The sequence below is a fragment of the Sorangiineae bacterium MSr12523 genome (assembly GCA_037157775.1).
In the GTDB taxonomy this organism is placed as follows: Bacteria; Myxococcota_A; Polyangia; order Polyangiales; family Polyangiaceae; genus Pendulispora; species Pendulispora brunnea.
In genome coordinates this window covers 9,377,691-9,389,348 of sequence record CP089982.1, presented here as the reverse complement: position 1 = coordinate 9,389,348, position 11,658 = coordinate 9,377,691, and the positions used below count along the sequence as shown (strand labels likewise).

Below are 11,658 nucleotides of genomic sequence, written 5' to 3'. Positions count from 1 at the left end.
GGAGCGTCACGAAACGGGAACCCAGGCGCGTACCCACTTGACGATGTAGCGCCGCGCGAATGCGCGGATCTGCTTCTCGCTGGAGAGGTCCACGGCGCCCTTCGGCGTGAGCAGGAACGACACGGTCATACGCACGAGCACCTCTGCGATGGGCACGGCCGTCGCGTGGTCGAGCTCGCGGGTCTTTCGCCGCAACCGATCGGCGAGGAAGGCGGTGGCCGTCGCCAAGATGGGCGATGCATCAATCGTGAAGTACGGAAGGATGACCTCGGGCTCCGTGGCGAGCAGGCCGGTGACCAGCGGGTGCGTGCGGCCGATTTGCAAGGTGCGGACGAAGCCTTCCACCAGCGCGTCCTCCAGCGAAGCCTCATGCAGCCCGTCCTCGATTTTTCCAAAGGCGAGGCGCGCCTCGCGCAGCATGACCGCCTGTGTGAGCTCGCCCTTGTTCGGAAAGCGCCGGTACACCGTGATGCGCGAGATGCCCGCGCGCTTGGCCACGTCCTCCATGCTCGTGCGCCGCAGTCCGACGAGGGCGAAGTGATCGCGGGCCGCATCGAGGATGCGCGTGCCGACGTCGTCCTCGTCTTTTTCGGTGTCGATGCTCGGGGCAGCTTTCGACTTGGCCGAGGCCTTCATGCGTGGGCTGCGCGCGCGAACGCCGCCTGCGCCGCGGGATGGTAGCGATGCCGTGAGGGAACGAAGGCCCACCCCGCGCGCACCGCCGTTTCGAAGGTGCGCAGTGCGCTGCGATCGGCCGCGCTCCAGCGCAGGCCCCAGCGCTCGCGAAGGGCCTCCGGCAAGAGCCCGACCGTGACGAGATGGTTGAACGCGCCCGCTGTTCGGAATGCGGGCTTCCAGAGCTCGTGCCAGCCGGGGGGCGGCGGCGTGGAGCTCTTGATGTACGCGAGAAGGCCCTTCGCCGTCTCGGTATGTTCGAGTTTCCGGTCGAGCATGTCCCGATAGTAGGAAAAGAAGCCCTCGAGGTGGCGAGGAAGATCGTCGTCCGTCACGCCATACATGCGGCCGATTGAACGGAACTCGTCGTAGAGCTTGGCCATCTCGGGCCCGTCGAGCGGGCGCGCGAAGTGTTGGCACATGCACACGAGCGACTCGAACGTGGTCGCGTGCACCCACGCGAACGCGCCCGGTTCGAGCGCATGCCATGCACGACCGTGCGCATCTACCCCACGGATGCGTTCGTGCATCTTGCGGAGCGCGCGCGCGGCCTCGAGGGCGTGCTCTTCGCCGTAGACGACGGCGTACGTCGTGGCGAGTGTGCGCTCCAAGCGGGCGTAAGGGTTCTTCCGGTAGTCCGAAAACTGCGCGACCCCGGCGCTCACCGTCGGGTGCGCAACCTGAAGGCAAAGCGCCCGTCCCGCGACGAAGTGAACGCGCCGATCGCCTGCGAACTTCCACGCGAGCGAATCCGGCCCCAACGCCGCACCCCCTGATCCGTCCACATCCCGGTGTTGGCTCATGATACAAAGATATAATTAATGTATCATCGTGTCAAAATCGCCCCAAAAGGCCGCGATGCCCCGGACCGGCTTGCGCGGCCAAGGGACGCGACTCACGCTCGAAGGGGTGGCCGAGAGTCCTTCTTCTTCCATCGACGGGATGCAGGTGTGGACCGGTGGGCACCCGGCGCTGGCACGATGGCTCTCGATGTCGACCCTGATGGCAGGGCTCGTCTGGTGGATGGATCTGCTGCCCGCCCCGCTCATCATCGTGGCGTGGACGTTCGGCGTGCTTCGGAGTGCGGAGCCCGTTCGAAAGAAGGGCGTTCTCTCCATCGATGCGCGTGGCGTGTTTCTCGACGGTGCGATGGTGGCCTCGCGGCATGCGGTCGTGCTGGCCTTTCGGCCGGTGCCCATCGATCCAAACCGCGTGCGCATCGCATGCGGCACCACACGCGCGCCGATCGACATCGAGGCGCCGGATGCGTCGTCGGCGACCCGCATTTTGTTGGCTCTGGGTACCGGCGATCCCGCGCGCTGGAAGACGGCTGCGTTCGTCGGGACGAACCTCGCGTACCCGGAAGCACCGGCGACCATTGCCATGGCCGCCGCGGGATGGATCATTGCGGCCCTATCGCCATTTCCGGCGCTGGCCGACGTTCCTCAGCTTGGCGGTCTCGCATTCGTGATCGCCGGCTCGATCCTCGTGCCATACCTCATGCGTGTGCGGCTGGAGATTGGCTCCGACGGGCTCTTGTTGATCGATCGACATGGCCCGCGGTTCGTGCCGTACGGCAATGTGGACGAGGTCGTCGAAGGGAAGGGCAAGCTGTCGATCGTGCTGCGCGCCGGTGAGCCCATTTCGATTCGCTTTCCCTCCTCCGAGAACGGCGGGCAGGCGTCGGAGATCCGTGCACGCGTGGCCGATGCGCTGCAGCAGGCGCGTGTGCGCGGCGCCGGGCGAGGGGAGACGCACGGGCTGCTCGCACGGGGTGGGCGCGACGTCAAGTCGTGGATGCACGCGACCGCTGCGCTGACCGGCGCGGAGGCGGATCACTACCGCATCGCGGCGGTGACGCACGACGAGCTATGGGACAAGGTGGAAAACGGCACCGTCGCACCGACCGTGCGCATCGGGGCGGCGTTGGCGCTGCGGCCCGTGCTCGATGCCGAAGGCCGGGAACGCCTTCGCATCGCATCGATGGCCAGTGTCGCACCGGAGGTGCGCTCGACCTTCACCGCCATTGCCGAGGCGGAGGACGAGGTCGCGCTGGAGTCGAGGCTCGCGAAGGTGGAGTGATCAGTCGTCGAAGCGGCCGCGGGATGGCGTGACGGCGTAGCGGCGCATCGCGACGTTCATGAGAAGGCCGATGCCCAGCAGAATGGTGAGCACGCTGGACCCGCCGTAAGAGAACAGCGGCAGGGTGACGCCGACGACCGGAAGAATGCCGACGACCATGCCGAGGTTGAAGAACGCGTGCCAGAAGATGAGCGCGCCCACGCCGATGGCCAGAACGGCGCCGAAGCGATCCTTTGCGGTGGCGGCGATCCGAATGGCCCAGAGCACCAGGAAGGCATAGAGGAAGACGAGGACGATGCCCCCGAAGAAGCCCCAGTCTTCGGCGTACACGGCGAATGGAAAGTCCGAGTGCTGGTCGGGCAAGAACTGGAACTGGTTCTGCGTGCCGCGCATGAAGCCTTGGCCGCCCCAGCCACCGTTGCCGATGGCCACGCGCGCCTGGAAGGCCTGCCACACCGAGCCGAGAACGTTCTTCTCCGGGTCTAAAAAGGCCGTGATGCGCTCCTTTTGATACGGCTTGAGCACATAGGTCCAGAGCACCGGAAGCAGCACCGCCCCGCCGATGGCCAAGGTCACGATGCTCTTCCACTGGATCCGCGTCAGCGAACAAATCGAGACGAAGATGAGGCTCAGGATCAGCGCGGTGCCGAGATCGGGCTGCTTCAGGACGAGCAATGTCGGCACCCCGGCGATGAGCGCGGGAATGATCAGGTCGGGCAGGCGGCGGCCGTCGCTCTTCGGATCGTCGTGGAGGAACTTCGCCAGCGCGATGATGAGGAAAAGCTTCATGAACTCGCTCGGCTGAAAGCCGAACGAGCCGAAATAGATCCAGCGCGACGAGCCTCGGATGTCGCGCCCCAGCACGAAGACCAGCAAGAGCAGCACGATGCCAAAGGCGTACAGCGCGTAACCGAAGCGCTCGTAGTGCCGGTAGTCGATGACGGCGACGGCGGTGGCGAGGATGCCGCCGCCGACGAACCAGTAGACCTGCTGGATATACAGATCCGACAGCGCCGCTTTGGTGACGCTCGTCGCGGAGTACAAGTTGACCACGCCGATGACGCCCAGGCCGCTGATGATGAGAAACAGCGTCCAGTCGAAGTGGTCACGCGGCCGCGTGAGCATCCGGCCGATCATGGTGCCGGCGGCTCCGTGGGCGTGGCGGGATCTTCCGGCATCGCCGGATCCGTGGTGACCGGTGCGGGCGGCGGCGCGGGGGCCGGCGGCGGAGGCTCGGCGGGCTTGGGCGCCGCGGCGGCGTTACCGTGCGCGCCCGCCGCCGGCGTGTTGGTGCTCTTCGAGGTGCGCGGCGGTGGACGCCCTGCGCGTGCGGCGTTGATGCGCGCGTAATCGCGAATGATGTTGATCGCGATGGGCGCCGCGATGGTCGGACCTGCGCCGCCGTGCTCGACGAGCACGACCACGGCGATTTCCGGTGCGCGGGAAGGGTAATACGAGACGAACCACGCGTGGTCCTTCTGGTAGTACCAAGCGCGCTTCGGGTCGTCTTCGGGTGGCTTGCGCACTTCGTTCTGTGCGGTGCCCGTCTTTCCCGAGACCTCGAGGAAGTCGTCGCGCACGGCGTAGGCCGTGCCCTTGGGGTCGTTCACCACGGACCAGAGCGAGTCGGTCACGCGCTGGAGGTTCTCTGGTGCGATTTTTACCTTTTGGCGCACGCGCGGCGGGAAGTCCTGCTCCACGGAGCCGTCGCTCGCCTCGACGGTACGCACGATCTGGGGCAAGTACAGCGTGCCGCCGTTGGCCAGCGCCGCGTACGCGAGCCCGAGCTGCAGCGGCGTGACGGCGGTGTCGCCCTGCCCGATGGCGGTGTTCAACGCGAAGCCGATGCGGTACTGCCCGCGGTAGCGCAGCGCGTACCACGAGCGCGTCGGAATGCGCCCCGCGGCCTCCGGATTGACGCCGATGCCCGTGCGCACACCGAGGCCGAACTCGTGCGCGATGTTGGCCATGCGGTCCATACCGACGGCCTGGGCGAGCTTGAAGAAGTAAATGTTGCACGACTCGCCGATGGCCTCGCGCATGTTCACGCGGCCGTGCACGTGCTTGCAGTGGAAGACGCGGCGTCCGAAGTACAGATACCCGTCGCAGCGCTCCCGCTCGTCCGGGTTGACGGTCTTGTCCTCGAGGCCCGCGAGGGCGGAGAACGGCTTGAACGTCGATCCAGGCTGGAACGCGCCGCTCATCGCCTTGTCGAGCATGGGGCGCAGCGGATCGCTGCCCAGTTTGTGGATGGTCTCGCGGAAGCGTTCCTTGCCGCCGCCGCCGGAGAGATCGTTCGGGTCGAAGTCGGGTTTCGAGTACAGCCCGAGCAGCCTGCCCGTGCGCACGTCGATGACCACGGCCGCACCGGCGAGCTGCGCACGCATGGCCTTCTCGATGGCTTGCTCGAGCTCGATGTCGATGGTGATGCGCAGATCTCGCCCCGGGATGGGCTCCTGCCTGGCCGGGGCGTCGATGAGGCGCGCGGCCTCGGGCCCGGTGCGGTAGCGGCCGTGCGCATCGACGACGCGCTTTTCCCAGCCGCGCTGCCCGCGCAAGGTGCTCTCGAAGGCGCGCTCGATGCCGGTGGCGCCGAACGCGTCGCCCGCCGTGTAACCGAGCGGGTTGACCTTCTGCTGCTCCGCGCCCGACATCTGGTCGTACCCTTCGGGCCGGAAGCGCGTGAGCGTTTCCGCGTCGATTTCGGTGACGTAGCCGAGCGCGTGCGAGCCTAGGTTTTTGTACGGGTAGTAGCGCACGGGGGCGCTCACGACCTCGACGCCGGGAAGCTCGACTTGGTGCTGCTTCACCTCGGCGACGATGTCGCGCGAAAGGTCTTCGCGCACCAAGATGGAGCGCCAGCATGGCGACTTGTTCTCGTCGGTGCGGCAGGCGTTGCGAATGCGCTCGTCGAAGCGGGTGCGTTCGTCCGGGTTCAAGCGGAGGGTCTCGGCGACCTTTGGCCAGCTATCCGGCTCGTCGGCCTCGGAGCTGCCGCGCCGGATCGGGCGCGCGCTGGGCATTACGCGGCCCGGCACGATGTACACGTTGTAGGCGGGGCGGCTCGACGCGAGGATCTTTCCTTGCGAATCGCGGATGACGCCGCGGGTGGTCGCAAGGGTGACGCGGCGGATGATGTTCTCGTGCGCAATGCCCGAGTACTTCGTGTTGTCGAGCACCTGCAGCTGGAAGAGCCGCACGATGACCGCCATGAAGGCGATGAACACGACCAGGACGAAGTATTTGTAGCGCTTGCGGAACTCGCCGACGTCGGAGCGGGTGACGAGAAGATCGCTCATGTGCCCCTCGCAGCTTCGACGTGGGGTGCCGTCGAGGTGGCGGCGTGCAGCTTGCGCGAGACGCGGAAGACGATGGGCGCAATCGCAGCGGTGGAGAGCGCATGCGGAAACGCCATGGCGTAGATGGCGCGCGGGACGTAGGCATCGCGGCCGAAGATGGCGATGAGACCGAGCACCATCACGCTATGCACCAACGCGGCCACGAGCGCGAGTGCCACTTGCATGAGCACCGTCTGCGCGGCGAGGCGCACGCCGGCGGCGCGCACCAGGACGAAAATGGCCACGTACGTGAAGGTGTAGAGCCCCACCGGGGCGATGCCGACGAGGTCGGTGCCATAGCCGAGCACGAAGGCCACCGCCGCACCGCGCGCGAGCGAATACTCGTGCACGCCCATGAAAAGGATGAGCGGCAGGACCAGCGACGGGACGAGCCCCGGCACGTGCACCCACGAGAACACGCGGAACATATTGCTCTGCAGAAGCAGAAGGAGCATGCCAGCAAGGAAGAACGCCGTGTTGCGCATGGCTATTTCTGCCTTGTGTTCTGTGAGGCGCTGCGCGGCGAAAGATCGAGCGTCGATTCCTCCGCGGGCGGCGTGACGAGGATGAGCACCGTGTCCAGGCGCGAGAAATTCACGGTGGGCGAGGCCTCCACCTCTTGATCGCGGCCGAGCTCACGCTTGACGACCTTGGTGACCCTTGCCACCGGGATGCCGCGCGGGAACCATTTGCCCTTGCCGCTGGTGACCATGAGGTCGCCCACCTGCACCTCGTCGCGCGCGTCGACCATCTCGACTTTGCACGCGTAGCGCGCGGGATCGCCGGTGCCGCGCACGAAGCCGCGCGCGTGGGTGCGCTCGTCCTCCACGTCGATGCCGAAGGCGGCATCCACGGACAGCTGCACGTCGATGGCGTCGCCGATGACGTGCAGCACGGCGCCGACGACGCCGTCGGGCGAGATGACCGGCTGGTGCGGCCGGATGTCGCGCGAGCCGCGGTCGAGGACCACGCGCGTCACGCGGAAAAACTCGGTAAAATCTTTGGCGACGACCAGGGCGCTCACGGTGTCGGCCGGCGTGGTCTCGCGAAGCTGCAAGAGGCGTCGCAGCTCTTGGTTCTCCACCTGCTGCGCGGAGAGCTTCTGCACTTGCTCGCGCAAGCGCGCGTTGTCGTAGGAGAGCTTGTCCTGGTCGGCTTTGACGTCGACGAGGTAGACGTAATCGCTCACCACGTGCGAGATGCCGCGCGAAAGCGTGGCGGCGCCGTATTCGATGGGCGCGCTGATGCGCAGGATGACGCGATCCATCGCGTTCATGTTCTCCGGCTTCTTCATGTTCGAGCGGAGAAAGAAGAACGGCACCGTCAGCAGGACGACGACGATCGCGATATCTCGATAGCGTTTGAGGGCAGGGGACATCGACTACGGCCCCATTCCTACCCGATGGTGACTTCCTTCAGAAGTTCCATGTGATCCAATGTCTTGCCGCTGCCGAGCACGACGGCGCTGATCGGATCGTCGCAAACCATGACGGGAAGGCCCGTCTCTTCGCGCAAGAGCACGTCGAGGTTCGACAAAAGCGCACCACCGCCGGTGAGCACGATGCCCTTGTCGACGATGTCCGCCGCGAGCTCCGGCGGCGTTTTTTCCAAGGCGAGGAGCACGGCCTCGACGATGGAGTTGGTCGGCTCGGTGAGCGCCTCGCGGATCTCGTCGGAGTTGACGATGACCGTCTTGGGCACGCCCGCAACCAAGTCGCGACCTTTGACCTCGGTGGTGAGCTGCGTGTCGAGCGGGTAGGCGTTGCCGACCTGCATCTTGATGCGCTCGGCCGTTTGCTCGCCGATGGCCAAGTTGTATTTGCGCTTCAAATACGCGCTGATCGCTTCGTCCATCTTGTCGCCGCCGACGCGCACGCTCTGCGAGTAGACGATGCCGGCCAGCGAGATGACCGCGACCTCGGTGGTGCCACCACCGATGTCCACGACCATGTTTCCGCTTGGCTCGGTGATGGGCAAGCCCGCGCCGATAGCAGCGGCCATGGGCTCTTCGATCAAATAGACTTCGCGCGCACCGGCGCTTTCCGCGCTTTCTTTCACTGCGCGCTTCTCGACTTCGGTGATGCCGAAGGGGACGCAGATGATGATGCGCGGTTTGACCAGGGTGCGGCGGTTGTGGGCGCGCGCGATGAAGTACCGAAGCATCGCTTCGGTGATCTCGAAGTCGGCGATGACGCCATCACGCAACGGGCGCACCGCCCGGATATTTCCTGGCGTGCGCCCGAGCATTTCCTTGGCCTCGCGGCCAACGGCGAGCACTTTGTTGCCTCCGCGGGCATCACGCTGGACCGCCACGACGGACGGTTCACACGAGACGATGCCTTTACCCTTCACATAGATGAGGGTGTTCGCGGTCCCGAGATCGATCGCGAGGTCGTTCGAGAACAGGCCGTGGAGCCAGTCGAAGATCATCTCGCGTGGTCACTCCAACGGGCTATCAGCCCTTAGAGATCTTTCCCTCTTTGTGCGGGAAGTGCTTCCGGCAGACCGGGCAGAACTTCTTGATTTCGAACTTCTCGGACATGGTCCGCTTGTTCTTGGTCGTCGTGTAATTGGCGCGGCTGCAGTTGCCGCAGGTCATCTTGATGATGTCGCGCATGGCTTTTCCAGTGAGAGGCGGCGCACAATACGCCCGTTGGGCCTCATGTCAAGCGATAGGCGCGGCCTACGCTTGGATACATGAGAAGCTAAAGTCGTTGGGCGCATCGGGCGCCAATGGAAACGCCGGCAGAGTCGCCGGCGTTCCGTGTTCAATGACGATTTGGAGAAGAACTCAATCGTCGTCGCCGCTCCAATCGTCGTCGCCGCCGCGACCACGATCGTCACGCTCGAAGCGGCGCTTGCGCGGACCGTCTTCGTTGTGACCCGTGTGCTTCTTGCGGCGCTCGTCGAAGGTCTTGCGCTGTTGGGGAGGAGGGGGACCGCCGAAGCTGGCGCCCGGGTTGAAGTACCCGCCGCCACCACCGCCGCCGCCACCGCCGTAACCACCACCACCGCCGCCGCCGCCAAAGCCGCCGCCACCACCGCCGAAGCCGCCTTCGGGGCGGGCCGGGCGCTCACCCTTGGGATGGGCGAGGTTGACGACCAAACGACGACCGCGAAGATCCGCCGTTTTGAGGGAGTCGGCCGCTGTCTTGGCCGTCTCCGCACTCGCCATGGTGACGAAGCCGAAGCCGCGCTTGCGACCGTCTTGGTCGGTGGGAAGATGCACGCGCAACACTTCTCCCTGACCGTTGAGAACGCCGTTGATCAGCGTTTCAATCTCTTGCTGCGTGCAGTCGTAGGGGAGATTGCCGACGTACAGGGTACGGTCCGGAGCTGCGCCACCGCCGCCCGGTCCGCCGCCGCCGCGAGGTCCGCTTCGAGGCCCACTGCTGCTGGGTCCCATGCCGGGAGGACCACCCTCGCCTCGGCGAGGTGGTTCGGCTTGGAAGGGCCGCACGGAAATCGATTTCCCGGCCTGGATGGAGCCGTCGAGTGCATCGCGCGCACTCTGTGCCTCTCCAGACGTGGAAAGCGTGACGAAGCCGAAACCGCGTGGCCTACCCGTCTGCCGATCTTTTGGCAGACTGACGTTGACGACGGTGCCGCCTGTCGCTTCGAAGATTTGCTTCAATACATCTTCTGAAATGCTGTCGGGCAACCCCGCCACGAACAGCTTCGCTTCTTCATTCGGCATGACTCAAAAAAGACGGACCTCCCACTCCCAAAAAAGTGGCTACATAAAAGACGATATCTCGCGCACACATTAGGTCAACACGTTCATGGGTTAAAAAAGGGTGTGCTCGGTCGGGCAACGCCCTCAGTTGCTTGGGCTTCCCGGTCATGGGAGGCCAAAAAAGAGCGAGAGGCTCGATTTTTCCACGGGCGCGGCAGGTCCAGGCGGTCGGATCCATACCGTTATTAAGCCGGAATGCTCAAGAGAAACGTGGATCCCGGTGTTTCGGGCGCTTCCGGAGCGCGGGCGGAGGCAGCGCTGGGCTCCACCCACGCTTTTCCACCGTGGCTTTCCGCGATGTGTTTGACCAACGCCAATCCGATGCCGCTGCCGCGGGGCGGTGATCGCGATGGATCGCTCGAGGACGCTCCGTTGGTGCCGTTCGCGCTGCCGCCGCGCACGAAGCGCTCGAAGATGCGCTCGCGATCTTCGGCGGGCACGCCGGGGCCGTGGTCGATCACGCGAATCACATTTTGCCGGCCTTCGCGCTCGGCGCGGACGTGCACGGTTTTGCCTTGGTAGGCGTACTTGAGCGCGTTGTCGATCAGGTTGATGACCGCCAGCTGAATGGCGCGCTCGTCGATGCGTGATGCGGGAAGCGGTCTCTCGACATCGACGACGAGCTCGACGCCTTCACGTTCTGCGCGATGACGGTAGACGCCGACGGCGCGTGTTACGGCCTCGGCCACGTCGCCTTCCGAGAAGTCGTACGCCGCGCCACCGCCACGTTCGGCGCGTGCGAAGTCGAGCACGTTCTCGATGAGGTTCGAGAGGCGCTCGCTCTCGTCGACGATGATCTGCAGGTACTCGGCGCGCTTTGCATCGCTGGCGACGCGGCCCGAGTGGAGCATCTCGCCGAACATGCGGATCAGCGCGAGCGGCGTCTTCAATTCGTGGCTCACGTTGGCCACGAAGTCGCTCTTCATCGCCGACATGCGGCGCTCTTTTTCCGCGGCGACGAGGATGGTCGCGACGCCTGCGACGATGACCACGCACGAGAGGAGAACCATGACCAGCTCGAGCAAGCGGCGATTGGCGATGCTCGCGGCGTACTTCTCGCTCGCCGAGGGGGAGACCTGTAGGCGCCAGTTGTAGAGCGTCGTCGGGAAGTTGACGCCGACGGTGAAGGGGCTGCTGCGCAGCGGCGGGCCAAAGATGATGCGTCCCTCTTCGTCGACGACGTTCACGCGGCTCGCCGCCGTTTGCGGCGCCTCCGTGTAAAGGTTGGGCAGCATGTATTTCACGATGCGCCCGATGTCGTGCCATGCGACGACCGTGTACCGGCGGCCGTGGTAGACGCGTTGCCAATAGCTGAGGAGGTAACTCTGGCCTGCGTAGACGCGGTGCAGGTGACGAAGTTGATCCGGAGGCTGCGCGCCGAGCGCCCCGAGATCCATGTCGTTCATCATCTTCTGCACGAGCAGGCGGCGGAAGGTTTCCTCGGCGGACCATGCGCTGGTGGCTCGCGAGGCGAAGGCAAGCACGTTGCGATCTTCGTCGAGCACGAGGATGGCGCGCACGGTGGGGGTTTCGCGCTGGGCCGTCGGAAGCCAGCGCTCGGTCAGCTCGAGCAGCTGCGACGGATCGGCGATGGCAAGGACGACGTTGTCCTGCTCGATGATGCGCTTGTCGAGGCGATCAGCCTTTTCGTTGGCGAGGCCGAAGGTGGCCTCGAGCACGGATTGCTGGCGCAGGTTCTCGATCTGGAAGGTGCTGCGAAAGGTGAAGTACGCGAGGATGCCGACGGCGATGATCACCGCCGGTAGGAGCACGAAGCTCACCAAGCGATCGCGTCGTCTTCGTTTCGCATCGGACCCAGCCACGACT

The 11,658-nt window shown here is 65.4% G+C and carries 10 protein-coding genes and 1 pseudogene; 1 reads left to right on the top strand and 10 read right to left on the bottom strand.

Annotated features, from left to right (window positions below; translation table 11 throughout):
• Nucleotides 1-6: 6 nt before the first annotated feature.
• Nucleotides 7-636, bottom strand: coding sequence for a TetR family transcriptional regulator (locus tag LZC95_36575; protein WXA91953.1), 630 nt, complete (start codon nucleotides 634-636; stop codon nucleotides 7-9).
• Entirely contained in the window at nucleotides 633-1,478 is an 846-nt protein-coding gene (locus LZC95_36570) for a DUF2236 domain-containing protein (GenBank protein ID WXA91952.1), read from the bottom strand. Before LZC95_36570 ends, LZC95_36575 begins: the two co-directional genes overlap by 4 nt.
• Before the next feature lie 28 nt (nucleotides 1,479-1,506).
• Here LZC95_36570 and LZC95_36565 point away from each other — a divergent pair, with 28 nt between their 5' ends.
• Nucleotides 1,507-2,757, top strand: coding sequence for a hypothetical protein (locus LZC95_36565; GenBank protein WXA91951.1), 1,251 nt, complete (start codon nucleotides 1,507-1,509; stop codon nucleotides 2,755-2,757).
• Here LZC95_36565 and rodA read toward each other — a convergent pair whose 3' ends face one another.
• From rodA to LZC95_36525, 8 genes and pseudogenes are all read right to left on the bottom strand, one after another.
• Nucleotides 2,758-3,894, bottom strand: a complete 1,137-nt coding sequence (gene rodA, locus LZC95_36560) for a rod shape-determining protein RodA (protein ID WXA91950.1) — start codon at nucleotides 3,892-3,894, stop codon at nucleotides 2,758-2,760.
• Nucleotides 3,891-6,056: a penicillin-binding protein 2 gene (gene mrdA, locus LZC95_36555; GenBank protein WXA91949.1), complete on the bottom strand. Its 2,166-nt coding sequence runs from the start codon at nucleotides 6,054-6,056 to the stop codon at nucleotides 3,891-3,893. Before mrdA ends, rodA begins: the two co-directional genes overlap by 4 nt.
• On the bottom strand, nucleotides 6,053-6,580 hold the full coding sequence (locus LZC95_36550; protein ID WXA91948.1) for a hypothetical protein: 528 nt from the start codon (nucleotides 6,578-6,580) through the stop codon (nucleotides 6,053-6,055). The genes mrdA and LZC95_36550 overlap by 4 nt, the downstream gene beginning before the upstream one ends.
• A 2-nt stretch (nucleotides 6,581-6,582) precedes the next feature.
• Complete coding sequence (gene mreC, locus LZC95_36545) at nucleotides 6,583-7,473, bottom strand: rod shape-determining protein MreC (protein WXA91947.1); 891 nt, start codon at nucleotides 7,471-7,473, stop codon at nucleotides 6,583-6,585.
• 17 nt (nucleotides 7,474-7,490) lie between these two features.
• Complete coding sequence (locus LZC95_36540; protein ID WXA91946.1) at nucleotides 7,491-8,525, bottom strand: rod shape-determining protein; 1,035 nt, start codon at nucleotides 8,523-8,525, stop codon at nucleotides 7,491-7,493.
• Nucleotides 8,526-8,550: 25 nt separating this feature from the next.
• Complete coding sequence (rpmG, locus tag LZC95_36535; GenBank protein ID WXA91945.1) at nucleotides 8,551-8,712, bottom strand: 50S ribosomal protein L33; 162 nt, start codon at nucleotides 8,710-8,712, stop codon at nucleotides 8,551-8,553.
• 546 nt (nucleotides 8,713-9,258) lie between these two features.
• A pseudogene (locus tag LZC95_36530) lies at nucleotides 9,259-9,792 on the bottom strand (RNA-binding protein).
• Between the two features lie 224 nt (nucleotides 9,793-10,016).
• On the bottom strand, nucleotides 10,017-11,654 hold the full coding sequence (locus tag LZC95_36525) for a HAMP domain-containing histidine kinase (GenBank protein ID WXA91944.1): 1,638 nt from the start codon (nucleotides 11,652-11,654) through the stop codon (nucleotides 10,017-10,019).
• Between the last annotated feature and the right edge of the window lie 4 nt (nucleotides 11,655-11,658).

Coding starts and splice junctions, on each gene's coding strand:
- rpmG (WXA91945.1), bottom strand. CDS start 8,712: ATGCGCGACATCATCAAGATGACCTGCGGCAACTGCAGCCGCGCCAAT.
- LZC95_36570 (WXA91952.1), bottom strand. CDS start 1,478: ATGAGCCAACACCGGGATGTGGACGGATCAGGGGGTGCGGCGTTGGGG.
- LZC95_36550 (WXA91948.1), bottom strand. CDS start 6,580: ATGCGCAACACGGCGTTCTTCCTTGCTGGCATGCTCCTTCTGCTTCTG.
- mreC (WXA91947.1), bottom strand. CDS start 7,473: ATGTCCCCTGCCCTCAAACGCTATCGAGATATCGCGATCGTCGTCGTC.
- mrdA (WXA91949.1), bottom strand. CDS start 6,056: ATGAGCGATCTTCTCGTCACCCGCTCCGACGTCGGCGAGTTCCGCAAG.
- LZC95_36575 (WXA91953.1), bottom strand. CDS start 636: ATGAAGGCCTCGGCCAAGTCGAAAGCTGCCCCGAGCATCGACACCGAA.
- rodA (WXA91950.1), bottom strand. CDS start 3,894: ATGATCGGCCGGATGCTCACGCGGCCGCGTGACCACTTCGACTGGACG.
- LZC95_36540 (WXA91946.1), bottom strand. CDS start 8,525: ATGATCTTCGACTGGCTCCACGGCCTGTTCTCGAACGACCTCGCGATC.